The following is a 21,298-nucleotide window of genomic DNA, read 5'->3' on the forward strand; positions in this document are numbered from 1 at the left end:
AAGCCGAATACGAATATACCCCATACAAATTACAAAACTAAAAAAAAGAAGACTGCCGTCCTCGGCAATCTTCTTAATCTGTTTTATTCGTATCCCGCTCCAACCCGCCTGCGTCCATTTCTAGTTTCTCTTCTTCAGGGATCTTCTTCGAAGCGCTCGGCACCTTCCTTTTTTTTACAAGGAGCTCATCGGACGAGCAAATGACGATGCTGACCTGTCCGCCGCTCGCGTATGCACGGATCAGAACCGGCTGGTCATATTTGTTTTGAAAAACAAAATCCGGTCCATACCAGCTGACCGTCGCATCCCGACCGGGCGGTACATATTTCACATTCCGGCTATGGGAGTACCTCTCGATTATTTTCAACCCCGCACGGTCTACTGCGTTGAACAGCGTCGACGAAATTTGGCAGATGCCTCCGCCGATATCCTCCGACATTTCTCCCCTTACGATTACCGGAGCACGCAAATAGCCCGTTTCCTTCGTCCGCTTACCAACAACCTCATTAAACGAAAATCTCTCATTAGGGAATACGACATAATTATTAATCGCTTTTGCGGCCAAACTAACGTTATGAGAGCGATTTTTGTTATTCGAATTGTAATAGGTCGCATATTGGCCAATTCTTTTTACTTTTATCGTTGAGAGCAGCTCGCTGTCTACCCTTGGATAGATCGTCAGCATGGGAACCTCAAGCTGCGAAAACCCGCCTTCAAAAATAAAGCTGTAAAATTGCTCTTCAAACAATTTTCGGTCCAGCTGGCTTCCCGCATGCTCAGGCAATATTCTCCCGCCGCCGTCCAGCCTCGCGTTAACAGCCGGTTTCTGCACCTGCCTGTCTATCGCGTCCATCCCTTTGTTTAATTTATCCTGAACCACGAACGGTATGCCGGTACGCGAATCGCTGTACTGAGCCCGGCTCATTTCCAGAATAACTTGTCCATTTCGCTCAATGACAAGCGGATCGGGATAATGCCCCTGCTGAAACATCATCAATATGGCTAAAATCCAATACAGACCCATTGTCGCTAATCTCCCCCAGACGGTAGTATCCGTGATAGTATGAATCATTTTGGGCCTATCCATTCATGAGCGGTCTTTCACATATTTAAAAGCAAAATGGTTGAACCTAATAAAAATATGATGTAGGAGGAGGGCAGCGAAAATGAACTTTATACGGAGGCAAACGATATTCGTTTTTACCGCGTTTCTTATCTCGCTGCTGACGGTACATCCGCATGACGCACAAGCGCAATCCATACTCCAAAAGCCAAAAGCCTCCCTCAATGCGCAGCAGCAAAAAAGCCTCATTATTACTGTCCGTTCCGGAAAGCAAGCCGCATTCGTAAGTGACCTTCACATCGAGAGCCGCGAAATGAATGCAGCATTGCGCCAAGCTAAGATCGTTCCAGCTTCTGACGCTGAAGTGGATGTTTACTCGGATATTTATATCACGCTGCTGTCCCCGGAAGCGACGTATTACCGTTTGGAGCGAGGCGGTCAGCTATGGGATGAAACAAAGATGGAAAGAACGATTTTACCGACAAAAATGGCAGAGAAGCTCATCGGACTAGCAGAAGCGCTGCGGACACAGCATTACGGAGAGCTCCTTTCCTGGCAGCAGTCGACTCAAATCATACCTAACAAAAGCATCTTTTCCGTAACGGAGCTGGAAACGGGATTGACGTTCAATGTGCAGCGCCGCGCAGGCAGCGACCATGCTGATGTGCAGCCCTTAACGAAGGATGATAGCCGCATAATGAAACAAATCTATCACGGCAGGTGGAGCTGGAAAAGAAAAGCGGTGCTTGTCCACGCAGGCGATGCTTGGATCGCGGCTTCCATGAACGGGATGCCTCATGGCGGAGACGGCATTCCGGAGAATGGTTTCTCCGGCCATTTCTGCATTCACTTCTATCTAAGCAGTACCCACAAATCTGATCTTCCTGATTTGGCGCATCAGATCATGGTACACAAGGCAGCCGGGAATTTGAAACCATTTTTCGATTCCGCATCACCGCTTGTATTAGCTAAAAGCTTCATTGAAATAATGAACCATCAGGATCAGGGGCTGCTTCAGCAGGTTGCAGAAGGCATTTCGAAGGAGAAATTCGCGTATTTCGTTAAGGAAATGGAGTCGCTCGATTCCATTCGTGAAAAAAAACAGTCGAAATACAAGGGGGCAAGCGACACAGATGATGGGGGTTTCGATGAGAGCTTGTCAGCAGAAATCAGATTGCCAATTACGATTCATAAACAAAACCATGCTGAGCGGAACACCGGTTATAGGTTTATTTTCAAACGCGAATCTAAGCAATCGCCTTGGCGTATCCAAAACATTTTGACAGATGAAGATAATATGGATTCGAATATTCAATGAAATAAACAAAGGCTGCCGTTCTAATCTCCGGCAACCTAAAGTGTTATAACAAACCGTTGCTCAACGAGACTACCCGATTCTCCTTGGCTGAAATATAGGCGCTATCGAGCAAGGAAACCGAAAGCAGATTATCTCTTGCACTATTAGCCGCCTCTATTCCCGTTTCAATCCAAACGAGCAGTTGGTCCAAGCCGTCAAACACGGCTTCCTCTATCGGCATCACCGCTTGCCAGGTTTGAACAGGCGTCGGATTCCAATTCGGGACGCTGAGAGATCGAGACGATACAAACCGATCACATCCGAATTAGAGCTTATTACACCCTCGCTCACGAGAACGACCAAAGCATTTTTAATAAAAGGGCTAGAGAAGCTTTGCGTGAAATGTGCGCGAACTCCGTTAGCAAACGTGATTTGAACCGTAGCATCGGTTTCCCCGATACAATCGACTGCATTTGAGGAATAGGCGCTGTAATATACCGACTCCGCTTCCGAATTTGCCATGCGGCGTATACCGTCAAGCTAGTGAATCGACATAACCGCCAACGCATGCCGCTCGGTATTCACCCTCCAACCTTTATCCTGACGGTAAAATAGAGAGGAGAAATGAATGCCTTCCAGCTTTCCAACAATCCCTTCCTGAATGAGTCCGCGTATAAAATCAAACTTATGATGCTTCCGGAAGTTCTGATTAACGGAAACTGGAATCTGCCTGCGTTCTGCTTCCTCTGCAATGCTCTTAGCATCCGAGTAAGTATCTGCGAATGGCTTCTCTACAAAAATGATTTCTTCACAGTTTGGATGCAGGTGACGACCATTTTCTTCGCCCGCGTTGATATATACCATGCCAAATGTCATTTGGCCGTCTGCATCAATCTCCTCGCCGTATAACCAGGCAATCTTTCCCCATCCCATATTGAGCACATGCTCTTCCTTGTTTAGATCTGCCGGCTTTACCATCCTGCTCCTCGAACTATAAAGTAGGAGCAACCGAATTTTTGATACAGCCAGGGGATACGATCTACTTCAACTCGCTTGAAGAGCATCTTCTTAGTCCCCTATCAGATGAAGTCACATATATTGCCGTTTTCTCGCAAAAATCATTAGGGTCCTAGATCATTCGCCCCTTCCGTTTCATCATTCTATCAGATGCAGACAGCTGTTAAACATGCTATAATTATCTTTGCGTTTACTAGAAGGATACTAATAAGGTTTAGCTGAAAGAACTACTATACATATAGGTGTTCGGGAGGAGGACAGAAGATGTTCGCGAAGCGATTGAAGCAGACGCGTAAAAAGAGGAAATTGACTATGCAGGAAGTGGCCGATTACGTCGGAGTTGCAAAGAGCACGTATGCGGGGTATGAATCCGGTTACCGGCAGCCGACGATCGAATCCATTCAGACGATTTCCCGAAAGCTGCGCACGTCCGCGGATTATCTTCTAGGACTTACCGAATTTCCGGAGCCGCCAACGGATCTAAACCATAATGCAAAAGAATATTTGAATTACGAGCAGCTTCATTGGGATGGTGTTCCTTTGGAAAGGGACGATCTGGAGCTGATTCGCAGCTTGCTCGAACGCGTGCTCCGTGACCGAACTTTACCCAAAGAAGAATAAACCACTCTCTAACTAACAGGTCCGTTAATGGTGAATCACACCATGAACGGACCTGTTTTTACATGTAAGCACCCCATTCTAGGGTCCGCCGGCAAGTTTCGAAAGCGCTCGCTATTCGGAATAGAACATCTTGCCCGCTATGTGAATATGATTACCAGTACGATATATCAAATTAGGCAAGATTTTGTATCCGCTTTCATACCTTATATAAAGGGGGATTCTCCCTTTGCTGCCGCCAGTTCTGAAGATGTCGTTCATATGGATGGTCATGTGCAAATAAGGAGGAATAATGGCATGAACAAATGGTTGAAACTCGTCACCTTGGCCGTTATGCTGCTTACGTTCGATTCTTTTTTCAATTTATGGCCGGCTCGTGTACATGCGGAATTTACAGACTATATCACACGCAGCGGGGATACGTTGATGGAGGGAGCGTACACGTTTCGTTTTATCGGAACCAACGAGCCTTTATTGAATAGAACATGGACTGGTCCGTCAGAGATCGAGGATGCGATTCGCGCTGCTGCCAGCTCAGGGATTAACGTCATTCGCTTGTATCCGTTCGAAGTGAAAATGAGCAGTGATCCCCCAGGAACTTTTCGTCATGTGATAGGGCCTAATAATTATAACGAAAGCGCATTCAAACTACTGGATAAAATTGTTCAATTGGCAAACCAGTATAATATTCGGCTTATAGTGCCTTTCGTGGATAAGTACAACTACATCGGAGGGTTTGCCGATTGGTCGGCTTTCCGCGGGAAAACGGCGAATGATTTTTGGAGCGATCCTACCGTGAAGCAGGACTTCAAAAATTTCATTAAATATGTGATTAATCGGACTAATTCGTATACGGGTATTCCGTACAAAAACGATAAATCCATTCTGGCCTGGCAGCTGGGGAACGAACTTCCCTCCACGGATAGCTGGGTAAGCGAGATGGCCGCGTATGTAAAGAGTCTCGATTCCAACCACCTGTTAGCCGATGGAGGATATGTCCGGGCACAGGGAATAAGGACCAATGCACTGAATGACAACCATATTGATATTATTGTTCCGCACATTTACAAATATCACAATGTCGATACGGTTACGAAACTCAATGAGTGGAGAGATAAAACAAAAGGAAAAAAAGCTTTGATTATTGGCGAATTCGGCGACTACTCCCCCACGGAAACCGAACAGCTTTTGGACATCGTTCAGAACAATCAAACATCAGGTGCCATGTTCTGGGGCAGCATGTACCATCACAAGATGGGCGGATGGCATTGGCCTCCGGTTGGAGACTGGTCCTATTTGCGCTATCCCGGTTTCGCAACCGGCGATTGGGCGAACGAATCGGCCACCATCGACTTGCTGCGCAAGTATGCCTATTCGATGAAAGGCCTGGCCGTACCTCCTTGGCCGACACCTGATGCGCCAATTATGTTCCCTGTCGATTCCGTTCATACCCTCTCCTGGATGGGTGTCTCAGGGGCAAGCGCTTATGACGTTGAACGTTCGACAAGTTCTTCCGGTCCATGGACAGCAGTAGGCAGCGATGTGACGGACGATATTACCACGCCGCGTCATCATACGTTTACCGTACCGATTTTCGACGATGCATCTGCTCAGGACGGCACAAGCTATTACTATAGGGTGAGAGCGAAAAATGTTCACGGTTCCTATTCCCCGTATTCCAACATCATCGGTCCAATTAAAGCGAAAAACGGGGCCATCGTCGACGAAGAAAGCAGCGGCTATACCGAGACCGGAACATGGGGGACTAGTACGCTGGGCGGCAGTTACAGCGGCAGTTCCCGTTACAGCAGTACCATTGGAAGTACGGCTACATGGAGGCCGAACTTGAAGGCGCCGGGATATTACAATGTGTATGTCCGATATCCTTACCATCAGGGTTCAACGAAGTATGCTCAATATTCGGTCTATCATAATGGCGTGACGAACACCGTAACCATCAATCAGACGACTATTGCGGGCGGTCAGTGGCGCCTGATTGATACAGTGTATTTCGCTGGCGGACCGGAAGAATATGTGAAGTTGACGACCGTTGGAGGCGGCTCCAACAGAGCCGATGCGGTCATGTTTGAACCGCAGAAATTTGGCGACAGCTTTCAAAACAATAGTTCCGGCATCTGGACCCCTATTAGCGGCAGTTGGTTTTTAACCAATGATGTCAGTCACGACAGCATTCCTCTAGACAATAAAGTGTTGAAACAATCGGGAACAGGCATTGCCGAAACCGTTATCGGTTCGACCTACTCCAACGCTACCATAACCGTAGCCTTAAAAGCATATGACAATCATATGGCCAATGCTTCCTCCGGCTTGGTTACCCGGGCAAATTCAGATTTCTCCTACATGTACACCCTGCGCATCAATTATGATCTGAATAAAGTCCAACTCTACAAAAAACTGGGCAATAGTTGGACCATGATCGGGGAAGCGGGTATGATCGCTACTCCAGGCACTTGGTATCTGCTTAAGCTGGAGATGAATGGAAGCTCATTTAAAGCTTATGTGGACGGCGTGAAAAAAATCAGCGTTAGCGACTACAGCTTGACCAGCGGGAGCATCGGTTTGCGAACGTACGATCAGACGGCTGTCTTCGATAACTTCCTTGTTTCGACGAACTGATCTTGGCACACAGAACGCAAAAAGCGCCATAGAGGATCACAGCGTAAGCTGAGGTCCTCTATGGCGCTTTTTGATGTATCAGTTAAAAACAATGAATCCTAGGAATCATAGACGTCTACGTCTACGATCTTGCCGTCAACATAAGTAAAATCCTGTTTCGTTGTACCGAAACCTGCCATAGTCTCCGATACATTCATCACTTCCAGTGAAAGTGTGTCCATTGTTTTTTCTCCATTACACTTCACCTCCTTTAAATGCAAAAAAGCGCCGTAAAGACACAGCTTACGCTATGATCCTTACGGCGCCTTCCGGTGAATCGATTAAATACGATAAATCCTAGGAATCATAAACGTCGAGGTCTACGAGCTTGCCGTCAACATAAGTAAAGTCCATTTTCGAAATACCAAAGCCTGCCATTGTCTCTGATACATTCATCACTTCCAGAGAAAGGGCTGTCCATTGTTTTTTCTCCATTACACTTCACCTCCTTTCAAGTGCAGTTCGTATTCCTATTGAAGCCGTTTGAGAAAACGATAGGCAATCAAGCTGCGCATAAGAAGGATGTGTGCCTACGGGCAAGCAGAACACAAAAAGCACCGTAAAGTCACACAACATAAGCTGCGATTCTCTGCGGTGCTTTCTGGTGCATCAGTTAAGTACGATGAATTCTAGGAATCATAAACGTCGATGTCTACGAGCTTGCCGTCAACATAAGTAAAGTCCATTTTCGCTACGCCGAAACCTGCCATAGTCTCAGATACATTCATTACTTCCATGGAAAGTGCTGTCCATTGTTTTTTCTCCATTATATTTCACCTCCTTTTAAGTGCAGTTCGTATTCCGATTTCTGCCGTTTGAGAAACCGATAGGCTATCTAGCTGTACGTAAGTATATTTAAGTATGGGTCATCAGCCTGCTCCGGCTTTAGGGCCGTAGAAATCTATGAATCCTAGGAATCATAAACATCGAGGTCTACGAGCTTGCCATCAACATAAGTAAAGTCCATTTTCGCTACACCGAAACCTGCCATAGTCTCCGATACATTCATCACTTCCATGGAAAGTGCTGTCCATTGTTTTTTCTCCATTATACTTCACCTCCCTTCAAGTGCAGTTCGTATTCCTATTGCAGCCGTTTAAGAAAACGATAGGCAATCAAGCTGCGCATAAGCAGCTTTAAGTGAGGGTCATCAGCCTGCTCCGGCTTAATGGCCGAACCTACCTTGCTCATCGATTCCTTCACTTGCATCAGATTCAAGTAGCGGGAAGCCTGCTCATCCCTGCAAAGCGTACGAAGCTCTTCTTCTATCGACTGCCACCGGGGTATAATCCGATGCACCCAATCCATGCCTTGAACGCCTCGTGTCCGTTGATTCAATCGAACTTTGTCCGGCAGAATATTCTTGGTTGCTCTTCGGATAAGAGAACGCCCGAAGCCATCTTTAACAAATTGCTCCACGGGAATCGATAGGCAAAATTTGATAAGGCGTACATCGCTGGTTGCATCCCGTTCCCATATTCCCAGTCGATAGGATGACTTCGCCGAAATGGTGCCCTGCATGCTTAGAACCGCCTGATTATTGAAATAATCCTCGCGTTCCCTCAGCATTTGATAGGTTGACTCCCGCAAACCTACATCATACTGCGATAGCTTCTCGAATACCCCGGAGTTCCTTGCAAAATCAGGTTGAATGATGGAAGGTACCCCCGGTTGAAAAGGAGCCGCCTTTTCCGGAAAAACCTGCTGTCTAATCGCGCGTACGATTCTTTTCCGACCGGTGCCCAGTTGTCTGCCGTACATTGTAATCTCACGGTATAATTGGAGCCATTGGAGTTTCTTAAGCAGCAAGCTGTAATAACCGACAGCTGAACCCCAGGATATGGAGTAATTCCCCCGGGCGCCTGTGAGCAAAATACCTACTCCTTGACGCGCCGCTTCTTCATGAATGCCTTTAACCCAGAATGCATTTTCGAAATTTTTGTAAGGTCCTTCCAAACTATCAATCCATTCATCAATCTCAGTAAAAGGACTTATCCGCGGAAAATCTAAAAAGTTAGCGTTCATATTTCCTACATAATCGACGATGGACTGAATATAAGGACTTTCATCCGCAAACATGCTTCTGGGCGTCCAATCGATGAAATCCCGCTCAGGAATATAGCTGAAGGCTTGTAAGCTCTTGCCTTCCTTGGCGAGCATCCTCGCCGCGAAACCTGAAACCGAGCCGGAATCGAGTCCTCCGCTCAGGGTAACTCCCACCTGCTTGAAGGTACGCAGTCTGGAGCGAACCGATTCTTGGTAAATCTCCTGGAAGGCTTCCACATATTCGTCATCAGAGCTTAAGGTCAGCCTCTCTTCCGGCATTAATGAACCATACTTTGCAACCGTAAGCTTACCCTCTTGCAATGTAAAAGTGTGTGCCGGCGGCAGCTGCAAAACATCTGCATAATAGGTCGTGTGGACATTGACAGCATCTAAGAGCGTCGGTATTGCCAAAAATTCGGCAAATCTCTCTTCGCATAGTCTCTTATCTATTCCCGCTAGGGAGAATAAAGGCTGGATTACACTGCAGAACGAGAATTGTTTTGAACTGAGGTGATAATACAATGTCCTGCTGGCCAGCTGATCTCTCGCCCCATACAGCAGTTTTCTGCTTGCATCCCATATAACGAATGCGAAATCTCCTATTAGATAACGCGGCGTCTCCGGCCCCCATTTGAGATAAGCCAGCAGAATGAGCTCACTGTCAGTCATCCTGCTTCTTTTGCCCTGCACAACCTCAAGCTGCTCGAACAATTGCCCGCGATTGTCAATGATTGCATCAGCGGTTATAACCAGTCCGGATTGCTCATCCCGAAAAGGAAGCCGTTCATTAACCGATTCCGGTGTTATCCATTGTAACCGGCAGCCGAGAAGAGCCGACGTATCCTCCCATGTTTCAAAACCATCTCCTGGAAAATGCTGTATAGCTTCCATGAAATCTGCAGTGCCATCAGATGGATGCAGAGGCCTATCGAATTGTATAACACCGGCAATAACACTCATGCAATCACATCCCATCGACTAATATTTGATTACAGCTATTCCTTCTTTACCCTCTTAACGATAAAGAAAACTTCCGTGAACTTAAACCTTATTTATCGTTAAGAGGGGCCCTTATACGTTATAAAAGTATAAGGGCCATAAAAATAATGGGACTAGTAGTAAGTCATCCTAAGAGTCCTCATGAGGGTGACCATTATTGTTACCTTTACCATTTCTGTCAGGATACACACCATTTTTTCCACCCATAGTCGCGCTGACATCAAGGAGCTCCAACGTCAGTGGCTGCCATTCTTTCTTCATTTCCTTTGTCATTTGTATCACCTCCTTTCATGCGGGGCTTTATGAAAATTGCCTTATAAAACGGTAAACAATTAAGCTCTGCATTAATAATCTTACATTCGGATCGAAGGCTAATTCAGGTTTGGGTGAGTTTCCAATTTTCGAAAGTGATTCTTTAATTTGTTTCACATTTAAAAAATACGAAGCCCCGGAATCACGACAAAGCTGATGAAGTTCTTCCGTAAAAGCACTCCACGATGGAATCATGCGATGGATCCAGTCCGCCCCCTGCACACCCCGAACGCGAAGATTGAACCGGACTTTATCGGGCAAATAATTTTCGGTCGATCTTCGAATCAAAGAGCGGTCCATACCATTTTGGACATACTGTTCTACAGGCACGGATAAGCAAAATCGAACCACCCTGGGATCACAGGTCGGATCCCTTTCCCTGACGGCATAACGTAACGATAATTTCGTTGATGACGTCCCCTGATGGTTTAAGAACGACAAATTCTCGAACTGATAGAATCTTGCCGCAAATTCGTTCATTGAAAATTCGGTCAATCCGACATTATGGTTTTTAAGTTTATCGAAGACTTTGGTTCGTTCCGCTAAATCCGGTTGGATTAAAAGCGGGGTATCCGACCTAGGCTTCGAAAAAAAAGACGGATCCAGAAATGGAAATGCCAGTTTGCCGATTATGGGCAGCAATCGGGATCTCCCTATTCTCATATTTCTGCCATAGAGCTTCAGTTCATGGTTAAAACGTATCCAGCGCAGCTTTCTTAAAAGCTGAGCGTAGTAATCCAGCGCCGGACCCCAAGAGATAGTGTAATTTCCACTCCCTCCATTCAGTAATACTCCGACTCCGTGCTTCTCTGCTTGCTCGAGAATCCCTTTGATCCAGAATGAATTTTCAAAAAACTTATAAGGCGCCTCCATCAGCTCGAGCAGGTCATCCATTTCCTCAAATGAGTTTCGACCCGAGAAGTCCAAATTGTTGTGCGCGATATTTCCTACATGTTGAACCGTGGCTTGGATATAAGGACTCTCATCGGCAATCAAGCTTTTTGGTGTCCAATCCACAAAATCAGAGGGAGGGACATAACTGTAGGTTTGTAATGTTTTCCCTTCCTGCCGCAACGGGTTTGCGGCAAAGCTTACGACAGCCCCCGAATCCAACCCTCCGCTTAAGCTTGCACCAACTTTCCGGTATGTCCGGAGCTTCGATGTAACGGCTTCCTGAAAGACTTCACGAAATGCTTCTTCGTATTCGCCGTTTGTTTTTAGTTTAAGCTTCCCGCCAGGCGTTATGAATGTCCCGTATTGCTCCAATGCAATGTTTCCGTCCGCCACAGTAATCGAATGGCCGGGAGGAATTTGATCGATATTATGATAAACCGTGGAGTGAACATCGATCGTATCCAAAATGATAGGGATCATGAGAAACTCGGTCAACCATGACTCATTCAGTTCCTTCTTGACACCGGAAATAGTAAACAGCGGATTCATCACCGTGCAAAAAGCAAACTGTCGTGAATGATGATAATAATACAGCGTTCGATTTCCCGACAGATCACGCGCGCCGAAAAGATGGCGTTTTTGCTCATCCCATATGATGAAAGCAAAGTCTCCTATCAGGTATCGCGGGGCTTCCTTCCCCCATTTCAGGTATGCCGCCAAAATAAGCTCGCTGTCCGTCATCTGTTTCCGGCGGAAATGCTCCACCTGCAACCGGTTAAATAATTCCTCCCTGTTGTCAATGATCGCGTCTGCGGTAATGGCAAGCTTATGTTGTTCGTCGTAAAAGGGCAGCCGTTCTTTAGTCGATTCGGGTGTGATCCATTGCGCGTGACAACCTAAAAATACGAAACGGTCATGCCAAACCCGCACATCATTGGCAGGGTATTTTTGCAAGGCTTGCATCATATTTCCGATCGTTTCGACAGATACAGGTTCTTCATTACAATTAAAAACACCGGTTATCGCACTCATTATTTCTCCAATCTTTCCGGTTATGTTTGATAGCGGCCTTCGTTGTCGGAACTAACTGTTAACGCCTGTTTGATAGTTGAGCAGTTGTCTGAACTTTCCTTTGGCCTCTTGAGACAGCTGTTTATAGCCGCCTTGCTGAATAACCTCACCCTGCTCTATGACAATGACCTGATCCGCATTGCGGATGGTCGATAATCGGTGCGCAATGACGATAATGGTCATGCTTCCCTTAAGACGGTCAAGCGCCTCCTGAATCAGCCGTTCATTCTCACTGTCCAGCGCGCTGGTCGCTTCATCCAGCACTAGAATTGAGGGACGCTTTAATATGGCTCTCGCGAGTACAATCCGCTGCCGCTCTCCCCCGGACAACCGGATGCCCCTGTCACCGATGACCGTATCCAAACCTTGCGGCAGCATGCGTACAAATTCATCGGATACTGAGAATTTCAAAGCGTTCCACAGCTCGGTGTCCTCGGCATACGGGTCAACCAGCTTCAAGTTATCCCGAATGCTCGCATTAAAGAGAAAGGGATCCTGTGCCACATAGCCGATTGCACTCCGCAGTGAGAGAAGCTGCTTCTCGTCTCTCAGCGTAACGCCGTCAATCAGCACTTGCCCTCTCTCCGGTTGAATAAGCCCCATGAGCATATCAATCAGCGTGCTTTTCCCCGCACCGGACATACCAACGATAGCCGTCATGCGATTCGCTGGAATATAGACGTTAATATCACGCAGAGCAAATACCGGCTCTTTAGGGTCGTACCGGTAATTGACTTGTCTGCATTCTATTCCTTCCTGCAATTGAAATTGCTTTCCCCTGTCCGAAGAGCCTGACAAGTTGAGCTCCTTCTCCTGCTCATATTCCTGCTGCAGCTTACGCATTGCTTTAAAAGCGGGAAGATTGGTCGCCAGCTGTTCGATATTCGACTGAATCCCGATAAATCTCGGCCAAAGCCGCGAGAAGATGAGAACAACCAGAATCAATTGCTCAGCCGGCGTGTGGAAGACCTCTAAAGCTAAATAGACGAATCCGGCAATAAGCGTTATGGAAGAGATCCGGTAGATGAACTGGGACAAAGAATTGATTCGTATTAATTGGTTAACGTTGCTCTCCAGCTCCTTGCTCATGTTGTTGAACCAACTGATATGGGAGCGTTCAAGCCTGTTGCTCTTAATATCCTTGATGCCGTTGAAATGATCACTTATTCCTGCAAAATAGCTCTGAGACAGCTCCGATGTCTTATCGCCTATATGTCCCGCCTTCTTAATAAACCTGCGCGAGAATAGAGCGAGTATTCCGCCGCTTATAAGCACGACGGCCGTTAACAACGGAGACAGCCAGAAGGCCAGACCGATTTGAATAACCGTAAAAATAATGGCTGTGACCATCTGCAGGAAGAGGGAAGTGCCGTAGCTGACCCGTCCGAGCTCGTTAACCATGACATGATGAAAATCCGACTTCCTCTTGCGGAGGAAGAACTCCCACTTCGCCCCAAGCAGCCCCTGATACGTTTCCGTCCTGAGCGAACGGACGAAGTTCTGCAAAATCCGTGAGTTCAACACCATCTGGCTTCGCTGAAGCAAAGCTTGTCCCCCTACGATCATCACGTATATCGCTAGTACGATCGGTAAGTTTAACTCGATCGACGATGACTCGATGAATGTGAATAAGGAAGAGACAAGTGGCACTTCATCCATATTCATTTGAAATACACCTATAATGCTAAGCATAGGAACGATCATATAGATTCCGATGCCGTCCAGACAGCTGATAACGAATGTAGTGAACATATTGAGGTACAGACGGAATCCTGAAACCTGGTGCATTTTTCGAATAAAATAGAATAAATCCTTCATAAGAAAAACCCCTAATGCGGATTACCGCTCAATTGTCGACAGAACCGCAGCTTCTGTGTGATTCCCGAACACGGCAACGACAGCATACCTCTCCAGTCTCTCATTGCCGGTTACATAATACGACCCGCTGCGCAGCCAAGCGTGAGCAATCATTTTCCCCGTCTCATCCCTGCCGCTACCCAGATAGAGCGTACTCGCGATTCCTCTTCGCTGCAGCATCTTCATCGCCGCGACAGCCTTAACCATGCACTGACTTTCCCACCATGTGATGCGGCTCATCGCATGAACGGCCTTGGATACCTTACGATGGATGAGATCCTGCTCCATAGTGCTCGTATATGGTGTCTCCCTCATATGCTCGCCAAGAGAAGGTGCTACTTTTGCGAATGGCAGCAGCTTAAGCACCCTCGCCAAAGCTAAATAAAAATAAGCTTCCACATACATCCGCTTCAAGTCTGCGGGGTAAGCTATAAATCTCTTAACTTTTCTTATCGCTTTCCTATACAAGTCCATTATTCCTTCCTAACTTGTATGAGTCCTTCTGCTGCAAGCTTCTGCAAGAAATTGCAAACTTGCTGTTCGCAATCTCCCGGCTCTATCTCATACTCGGTCACTAGTTGCTTAACCATATCTTTTATGGATACAGGGGATGCCATCAGCTCCCACACTCGGCCCCCGAGCTGACCTAAGTTGTAGTACTTGCCGTTCTCGATGCTCAGCATGATCTTCTCCCCGTTCATTTCGCTTACGAGGTAACCATCCGACTGTATAACAAGTTCGTTAGCGGTAATTAATTCAACGCTCATGAAATAACAACCTCCCTTTTATTAGTCAAACTGACAATTTGATCAACCAAGTTAAAGGCAGAAAAGCCGTCTGCCGGGCGGCGGAGCTGGTACACCGGGAGCCCGGAAGCAAGCCGGGCAATCGATTGAAATTGCCATTGCTGCAGGTTCAACAGATGGAGAAGGGAATTCCGATAGGTATGCACATTTAAGACATGAAGCCCTTCTAAACTGTTATAAGCTTTAAGAGACGGTTCTGGTTCGGAAGCTTTGATAAGCTCAACTACCCCGGCGAGAGGGAGAGGCTCTCTGCAAAATTGGGACCGTATAGGCACCGCGTATTTGTTAACCCTTTGGTAAATCGATGAATAGTTGTGAGAAAGCAATCCTAATTGTTCTATGCTTTCCTCCCACAGCTTCTGCTGCGGATAGGACGGATAGACAGTAGCTGCTGCCGAATCATTGGATAAGGAGACCGCGATAACGTCATCCGTCATTAATGGATATCCTGAGTGAGCAAACGCTGCGGCAAGAGTCGATTTACCGGCACCCGATTCCCCGACAATTGCGTAAACCTTCCCATCAATGACGACTGCACTCCCGTGCAGGGGTAGAATCCCTCTCTGCATGAGCAGTACACCCATACAGGTTCCGAGCAGGTAAAGCCGAATTTTCGCCTCATCCGCTCCCGGGTATGGATTTACCATTATATGGTTGCCGGATGTAATGCTGTAAACGGCTGTGTCTGGTACATGAAAGTGAAATCGACCATTGTCGAAGCGGTAGCTCGTCGATGCAAATTGATCCAGGTAATCTTGCTGCGGTGGATTCAATTCAATTTCTACATCAAATTCCGAAATAATTCCATGTATTTCATATGCTTCAGGCAGAACAATTTTACATTTAATGTTCAAACCAAATATTCGATAATAATTCAGAGTAAGCACCCCGTTTAATAAGTAGTATAAACTTTGTATTTATTTATACTATTCGTAATGAAAATTCATTTTATGTCGCTTTTTTCTAAATAAAAATTAATTATTTATGATATTTCTCCAAAACCATAGAAACGGCCGGAGCGGAACATATAGAAAATGAAATGGTTTATATAGCGGCAGCAGAGACATATCTTTCACGTTAGGTTCCAGGTGATTCAGAAGATACCTCGCTCTCTGCCTGCCTGTCATTAGTGATAGAGTGTATCGAAAATAATGCCAAACGACGCTTTTCTCTGGTACCGGGTTTAATTTAACTATCTTTTTGATAAAAAACAAAGATTTTTTCGCTAGCCGAAGAGCCTTCTTATTATTCGTCACTTGATTCATAGAATGAGGAATCTTTGAATCAAGCAGATAGAAAGCTAATATGAAGGCTTGCCCTGTAAATGATTGACCACCGTACTGTCTAAAATAATCATGCATTTTCCCGCTATCCATTTTAGGCATTAAACGATCGATATCCATTAACCAGCGTAATCGGAACCAGGCATGCCTGGCACCATGATCAGCAAGATAATAGAGCAGGTCTTCATTGCCTAAGCAATAAAATGACTGATTCAATAAATGAACTGTATTTCTACGTTCCCACAGTTGATTGAATGAATGAGAACCACTGGAATTAGGATTTAATCGCCAATGAATTTCAACTTGTACAGAATGTTCTTTATGACGGTAAGAAAGATGATGCAACTTCTCTTTCCAATTATGATTTAATGAATGCTTATCCTCTAATTCATATCCAAGCTGTGTCATGACTTCCTCTGCTCTTTCCACATCTTCTACATCGAGCAGAATATCCAGATCTTTGGAAGTCCGATGCGACATATCACCGTAAAGTTGAATCGCCAGAATGGGGCCTTTCAACAAAATGGTGCGTATACTGTTGTCTGATAATTTATCGCAAACTTTATTCATCTCTCTAGTTAGCTGCATCATCTTAATGATATTGGAATTGTAATGATAGTGGAGCGTCTCCATAATATCGGCAGKAATGAGAGATGAACGGATTTGATTTAGTTTCAAGTAAACGATCGGATAAACACGATGATGCAAGGTTAATTGTATAAACGAATTCCACTTCAGATTCGAAGTGAATTCTCGTATCCTCTTCTCATCCAACTCTTGAACGTCGCGCAGAATGAATAGCAAAAATGACAATTCATTCGAAATATCGCTTAAATCAATTTTCTCTGCTTTCATCATGTCAGAACCCCACTATCGTTAGAATTACAATTGCATAACAGGAATTTGCTGTTTGACGCCTTTATTCAGGCTCGGACGGCCAACGGAATAATAAACGAATGCGGTTCCGAGCAAATCTTCCTCTTTAAACACATTGCGTCCGTCAATCAGAATGGCCTGCTTCATAACGGATTGCAGCAGATTCAAATCCACTTCCGCGAATTCATCCCATTCCGTCAGTAAACAAAGCGCATCTGCGTCTTGTGCCGTTTCGAGCGCCTCATTGCACCATATGACGCCTTCCTTGCCGTATAAAGTCTTGAAGTTTTCCATAGCAATAGGATCGTAAGCTTTCACCTTCACGCCGTTCTCTACCAAATATTGAATGATTTCGAGCGCCGGTGAATCGCGGACGTCATCGGTATTCGGCTTAAAGGCCAATCCCCATACCGCGACTGTCTTACCTCGCAACTGGCCATTAAAGATCGTCTCCAGCTTGCGGATAACATTAAACCTTTGATCTTGATTGACTTCCACAACCGACCGCAGCAGTTTGAACTCGTAATCGACGTTTCCGGCGATTTGGATAAGGGCTCTGGTATCCTTCGGAAAACAGGAGCCTCCATAACCGATTCCGGCTTTAAGAAACGACTGTCCAATCCGCTTATCGTAGCCCATCCCTTCCGCAACCTTCGTCACATCTGCGCCTACCTTCTCGCAAATGTTCGCAATCTCATTGATGAACGAGATCTTCGTAGCTAGGAAAGCATTGGACGCATATTTAATCATTTCTGCGCTGCGGATATCCGTCACGATAATTTGCTCCGTCAGCGGCCGATGCAGCTCGGCCATCGTATCGGCTGCGTCTTGGTTATCGGCACCGATGACGATCCGGTCCGGATTTAGCGTATCCTTGACGGCAGAACCTTCGCGGAGAAATTCCGGTAGCGAAATGCTGTCGAACGGCTCGGATGTGCGGGTGCGGATCAGATCGCGGATCCGTTCGTTCGTGCCGACCGGCACCGTGCTTTTTATAGTGATGATTTTATAGCCGTTCATCGCTTCAGCAATATCAAGGGCGGCTTGATTGATAAAGGCCATATTCGCCTCGCCGCTTGGCATCGGAGGCGTTCCGACAGCCAGAATGATAATGTCCGATTGACGCACCGCTTCGGTCAGATCGGTTGTGAAAGCGAGTTTCCCGGCGGAACTGTTCTTATCCGCCAATTCCTTCAGCCCCGGCTCATAGATGGGAATCTCTCCAGCCTGCAGTGTCTCAATCTTCCCATGATCCTTGTCGACACAGATGACTTTATTCCCCAGCTCCGCATAACAGACACCCGATACGAGCCCGACATAGCCGGTGCCAATGACTGTAATGTTCATTCTCATCACTCCCTATATTGAAATCCCTTCACTTATACGGCACATATTTCAATAATTTCATTCCAATCGAAGGCAAGCCGGACGATATCCTCTTCAACAAGCTCCGACCCGGTTTGCACCTCAATGATGTCCATTTCCGTCTCCGCCCGCAAACTGTGCTTGCTCTGTTTCGATATAACAAGCACATCTCCGGCCTTAACCGGAAACCGCTTATCGTTCAGGATCATCTCCCCGTTACCGGAAACGACGGTCCATACCTCGTCTCTAAGCAGATGGTATTGGTAGCTTAAATTATTGCCAGGCCCTATGCATATCCGTTTGGTCAGCACTTCTTTCCCGTCCGGATATTTCAAGTAATCGAGCACCCTGTAACGGCCCCAACGCCTCTCCTCGTACATAGGACGTTGATCCGAATGCTTCATAACCTCCTTAATCATCGGGCTTGATGCTTTGTCCGAGACKAGAATGCCATCCGGACTCGCCGCGACGACGACATTGGATAAATTAAGCAGCGTAATCGGAATATCCAGTTCGTTTATAATATGCGTGTTGATTGAATTGTCGGTAATGATTCCTTTGCCGATCAGTGGTGTCGCAATTTCCTCCGTCAGCGTGTTCCACGTTCCAAGGTCCTTCCAATCCCCCTCGTATGGCAGAGCGACGATTAGATTGGCTTTCTCCACCACCTCGTAGTCGAAGCTGTTCTTCGGAAGCTTGTCGTACTGCTTCACCATTTCGTCGTATTGGATTGGAAGACCGTGCGATAGCAGAATATTAATGATGAAATCCAGTTTGAATGCGAAAACCCCGCAGTTCCAAAGTGCTGCCTGCTCAATCATGACCGCTGCTTCTTCTTCGCGGGGTTTCTCCCGGAAGCTTTGTACATTCATATATGGCGCGTCATGCGTGGTCCCGTTTTGCGGAACAATATACCCGTATTTCTCCGAAGGATATGTCGGTTTTACTCCCATAAGCGCCAAATCCGCGCCCGACTCGTTCAAGACCCGGTCCAGTTCTTTGGTCTTGTGGAAGAACGACTCCTCAACGTAAGGATCGACCGGCATGACCACGACCGTTTCATTCAGGCTGACGCCTTTAACCGAATACAAATAGGTAGCCGCCAGCGCGATCGCAGGATACGTATCCCTTCTTTCCGGTTCGACAATCACTTCAATCTCGCTTCCCAGCTGGTTGTAAATCATTTCAACCTGCGGCTTGCTCGTTGCGATAAAAGCATGATCGCCAAGTCCGGCACTCGCAATCTGCCCCCAAACCCGCTGTACCATCGACTCAAGCTTCTCTTCCGAATTTCTCAGCACCTTTAAGAACTGCTTGGAACGAGCATCGTTCGACAGCGGCCACAGGCGTTTGCCCGAGCCCCCTGAGAGTAGAACAATTTTCATGGTGACTCCTCCTATATATCTTAGTTAACTGATTTGCGAAGCATTTGAATTTGTTTTTTGCCCTTCATTCTTCACAATCAATTGGGCGGACCCTATGCCGCTTGTCCATGTATGATAATAGTTGGAGTTCTTGCCGTACGAATTGTCCAGCAGCGTATTGGGCTTGTCCATCAAGCACGATAAAATATGGCCATGCAGCCTTGACGTCTGTACCGTCTGGTAGCCGCTGAAGCGCTTGACAGCTTTATCTACCAAATAATCGGTGTACCTGCCCCAAATCGCCTGCATCGGCAGTGGACTGCTGCCTTTCTTTATCATTCTGACAATGAGATTAATCGATTTCTGCTCCACCCGGTTATACAAGGAGTTCCAATCCAAATAATCGCCGCGGCCCGCCGATTCGAGCTTCTCCTGCTCAATCGTTTTCTCAATATCCGTTCGGAAGAAGTTGAGCAGATCTTTGCCCGGGCTGCCTTTGTGCCGGATCGGCCATAATTGATGGGCCATGTCAGGAGATAAATAAACGTTGCATCTATGGAATTTCTCAGATGCAGATTGATAGGACAACGTGTCGCGGACATAGAGATGAATATCTTTATGTCCATTGAATATTTGCGCCGTCCGGTCAAATTCAGACTCTTTCTTATAAAATATCGTCTGTGGAAGCATCACGATCCGATGATACGGATAGCTGGTAATAATTTTCTCGCGCAGCTTCTGATGCGCCGGATACAGGTCGCCGAAGTTCCCTCCCCCATGCAGCACGATGATATGATCTTTCGGAATCATCAGCGAATCGGGAAAATCAAGCACGCTGTAGCGTGCACGGACGCGAATATTATAGTCTTTGAAGAACGTTTCCGTGCCTTTCATAATGAGCAGGTCGCCGCCGTTGCTATGAACGGGAATATCGATATAGTAAATGTTGGAGCCCGGCGGAATAACATTCAAAATTTGGCGAAGCTTATTTTTGAGACCATCCATAGGGTGAACATTCGGGGTACTCTTCATGACAATCCACTCCTTTATTGTTTTCTCTCTTTCATTCGCTAGATCAAAAATTAGAAATCATTTCTATCCACGAGCCGGATGGTAGAATCAAGCCAATCCCTAGAGACTCCACTTCACATTCCGTTTGACTTCCTTTGCCGGAACTCCCGCCACAAGCGTATAGGGCTCCACATCCTTCGTTACAACAGAGCCCGCCGCAACAACGGCACCATTACCAATGGTGATGCCTTTTAAAATCGTCGATTTACAGCCGATCCACACCCTATCACCAATGAAGACCGGCTTCGTCGATTCTGAACCAAAAAGTTGATGATAATCGGTGTCTATTATGGATACATCCCAGGAAATTGCGCAATTATTCCCTATTTTCACTTGCTCTTTACACCTGATTTCAGATCTCCGGTTAATAAATGTATGATCGCCAATTTCAATCTTCGCTTTTTTCGATTCCAAATAAAAACCAGTGTCTTCATGCAAAATGACATTTTTCCCGATAATTAATTTTGAATCTTTAGCTTTGGATACAATAACTCTGCCGCACACCCGAAGCATGCTGCCTCCCTGTTCCAACTTCATTCTAAACATCATGCCGAGCAAAATACGGTATCCATATCTGACATATTCCTTTAGGCTTCTCTTTCTTTTTCCCATGATGTTCACCTCCATGTGGTGGGATTCCATCCTTGAAAACGGCCAGCGCCGACGAGAAGATCGAGAAGAAG

General features: G+C 46.3%; 23 protein-coding genes. 3 read left to right on the top strand and 20 right to left on the bottom strand.

Going from position 1 to position 21,298, the window contains the following annotated elements:
• Positions 1-73 precede the first annotated feature (73 nt).
• Positions 74-1,024 carry a VanW family protein gene (locus tag AC1DLI_RS20510; RefSeq protein ID WP_477606122.1) on the bottom strand — a complete coding sequence of 317 codons (951 nt, stop codon included), beginning with the start codon at positions 1,022-1,024 and terminating at the stop codon, positions 74-76.
• Positions 1,025-1,166: 142 nt separating this feature from the next.
• On the opposite strand from AC1DLI_RS20510, the gene AC1DLI_RS20515 reads away from it, so the two are divergent.
• On the top strand, positions 1,167-2,381 hold the full coding sequence (locus AC1DLI_RS20515; RefSeq protein WP_477605880.1) for a hypothetical protein: 1,215 nt from the start codon (positions 1,167-1,169) through the stop codon (positions 2,379-2,381).
• Positions 2,382-2,424: 43 nt separating this feature from the next.
• On the opposite strand, the gene AC1DLI_RS20520 is transcribed toward AC1DLI_RS20515, so the two are convergent.
• The 3 genes from AC1DLI_RS20520 to AC1DLI_RS20530 are packed head-to-tail and all read right to left on the bottom strand — an operon-like array spanning position 2,425 to position 3,338.
• A complete protein-coding gene (locus AC1DLI_RS20520) occupies positions 2,425-2,601 on the bottom strand; it encodes a hypothetical protein (RefSeq protein WP_477605882.1) in 177 nt (58 codons plus the stop codon).
• Positions 2,601-2,882 (bottom strand): hypothetical protein, encoded by a 282-nt coding sequence (locus AC1DLI_RS20525; protein ID WP_477605884.1) that lies wholly within the window; start codon positions 2,880-2,882, stop codon positions 2,601-2,603. The genes AC1DLI_RS20520 and AC1DLI_RS20525 overlap by 1 nt, the downstream gene beginning before the upstream one ends.
• Before the next feature lie 18 nt (positions 2,883-2,900).
• Entirely contained in the window at positions 2,901-3,338 is a 438-nt protein-coding gene (locus tag AC1DLI_RS20530) for a hypothetical protein (RefSeq protein ID WP_477605886.1), read from the bottom strand.
• A gap of 303 nt (positions 3,339-3,641) precedes the next feature.
• Between AC1DLI_RS20530 and AC1DLI_RS20535 the strand changes: the two genes are divergently transcribed.
• Both AC1DLI_RS20535 and AC1DLI_RS20540 read left to right on the top strand, forming a co-directional pair.
• Positions 3,642-3,998 carry a helix-turn-helix domain-containing protein gene (locus AC1DLI_RS20535; protein WP_477605888.1) on the top strand — a complete coding sequence of 119 codons (357 nt, stop codon included), beginning with the start codon at positions 3,642-3,644 and terminating at the stop codon, positions 3,996-3,998.
• Between the two features lie 294 nt (positions 3,999-4,292).
• Positions 4,293-6,632, top strand: coding sequence for a golvesin C-terminal-like domain-containing protein (locus AC1DLI_RS20540; RefSeq protein WP_477605890.1), 2,340 nt, complete (start codon positions 4,293-4,295; stop codon positions 6,630-6,632).
• 98 nt (positions 6,633-6,730) lie between these two features.
• Here the strand turns inward: AC1DLI_RS20540 and AC1DLI_RS20545 are convergent, their stop codons facing one another.
• From AC1DLI_RS20545 to AC1DLI_RS20620, 16 genes are all read right to left on the bottom strand, one after another.
• Entirely contained in the window at positions 6,731-6,853 is a 123-nt protein-coding gene (locus AC1DLI_RS20545) for a hypothetical protein (protein ID WP_477605892.1), read from the bottom strand.
• A gap of 115 nt (positions 6,854-6,968) precedes the next feature.
• A complete protein-coding gene (locus AC1DLI_RS20550) occupies positions 6,969-7,106 on the bottom strand; it encodes a paeninodin family lasso peptide (RefSeq protein WP_477605894.1) in 138 nt (45 codons plus the stop codon).
• 194 nt (positions 7,107-7,300) lie between these two features.
• Positions 7,301-7,438 (bottom strand): paeninodin family lasso peptide, encoded by a 138-nt coding sequence (locus AC1DLI_RS20555; RefSeq protein ID WP_477605896.1) that lies wholly within the window; start codon positions 7,436-7,438, stop codon positions 7,301-7,303.
• Between the two features lie 143 nt (positions 7,439-7,581).
• Positions 7,582-7,719: a paeninodin family lasso peptide gene (locus tag AC1DLI_RS20560; protein WP_477605898.1), complete on the bottom strand. Its 138-nt coding sequence runs from the start codon at positions 7,717-7,719 to the stop codon at positions 7,582-7,584.
• A gap of 35 nt (positions 7,720-7,754) precedes the next feature.
• On the bottom strand, positions 7,755-9,677 hold the full coding sequence (locus AC1DLI_RS20565; RefSeq protein WP_477605900.1) for an asparagine synthase-related protein: 1,923 nt from the start codon (positions 9,675-9,677) through the stop codon (positions 7,755-7,757).
• 168 nt (positions 9,678-9,845) lie between these two features.
• A complete protein-coding gene (locus tag AC1DLI_RS20570; RefSeq protein ID WP_245976023.1) occupies positions 9,846-9,989 on the bottom strand; it encodes a paeninodin family lasso peptide in 144 nt (47 codons plus the stop codon).
• Positions 9,990-10,016: 27 nt separating this feature from the next.
• Positions 10,017-11,954 carry an asparagine synthase-related protein gene (locus tag AC1DLI_RS20575; RefSeq protein WP_477605903.1) on the bottom strand — a complete coding sequence of 646 codons (1,938 nt, stop codon included), beginning with the start codon at positions 11,952-11,954 and terminating at the stop codon, positions 10,017-10,019.
• A 51-nt stretch (positions 11,955-12,005) separates the two neighbouring features.
• On the bottom strand, positions 12,006-13,811 hold the full coding sequence (locus tag AC1DLI_RS20580; protein ID WP_477605905.1) for an ABC transporter ATP-binding protein: 1,806 nt from the start codon (positions 13,809-13,811) through the stop codon (positions 12,006-12,008).
• A gap of 21 nt (positions 13,812-13,832) precedes the next feature.
• On the bottom strand, positions 13,833-14,324 hold the full coding sequence (locus AC1DLI_RS20585; protein ID WP_308998122.1) for a lasso peptide biosynthesis B2 protein: 492 nt from the start codon (positions 14,322-14,324) through the stop codon (positions 13,833-13,835).
• Complete coding sequence (locus AC1DLI_RS20590; RefSeq protein WP_477605907.1) at positions 14,324-14,617, bottom strand: lasso peptide biosynthesis PqqD family chaperone; 294 nt, start codon at positions 14,615-14,617, stop codon at positions 14,324-14,326. Before AC1DLI_RS20590 ends, AC1DLI_RS20585 begins: the two co-directional genes overlap by 1 nt.
• Positions 14,614-15,429, bottom strand: coding sequence for an ATP-binding cassette domain-containing protein (locus tag AC1DLI_RS20595; protein ID WP_477605909.1), 816 nt, complete (start codon positions 15,427-15,429; stop codon positions 14,614-14,616). The genes AC1DLI_RS20590 and AC1DLI_RS20595 overlap by 4 nt, the downstream gene beginning before the upstream one ends.
• 201 nt (positions 15,430-15,630) lie before the next feature.
• Positions 15,631-16,797 (bottom strand): nucleotidyltransferase domain-containing protein, encoded by a 1,167-nt coding sequence (locus AC1DLI_RS20600; protein ID WP_477605911.1) that lies wholly within the window; start codon positions 16,795-16,797, stop codon positions 15,631-15,633.
• 24 nt (positions 16,798-16,821) lie between these two features.
• Entirely contained in the window at positions 16,822-18,162 is a 1,341-nt protein-coding gene (locus AC1DLI_RS20605; RefSeq protein ID WP_477605913.1) for a UDP-glucose dehydrogenase family protein, read from the bottom strand.
• Positions 18,163-18,194: 32 nt separating this feature from the next.
• On the bottom strand, positions 18,195-19,565 hold the full coding sequence (locus AC1DLI_RS20610) for a sugar phosphate nucleotidyltransferase (protein WP_477605915.1): 1,371 nt from the start codon (positions 19,563-19,565) through the stop codon (positions 18,195-18,197).
• 24 nt (positions 19,566-19,589) lie between these two features.
• Positions 19,590-20,576, bottom strand: a complete 987-nt coding sequence (locus AC1DLI_RS20615; protein ID WP_477605917.1) for a polysaccharide pyruvyl transferase family protein — start codon at positions 20,574-20,576, stop codon at positions 19,590-19,592.
• A gap of 99 nt (positions 20,577-20,675) precedes the next feature.
• Positions 20,676-21,227 carry an acyltransferase gene (locus AC1DLI_RS20620; protein WP_477605919.1) on the bottom strand — a complete coding sequence of 184 codons (552 nt, stop codon included), beginning with the start codon at positions 21,225-21,227 and terminating at the stop codon, positions 20,676-20,678.
• Between the last annotated feature and the right edge of the window lie 71 nt (positions 21,228-21,298).

This window comes from Paenibacillus sp. 01T443 (assembly GCF_056398325.1).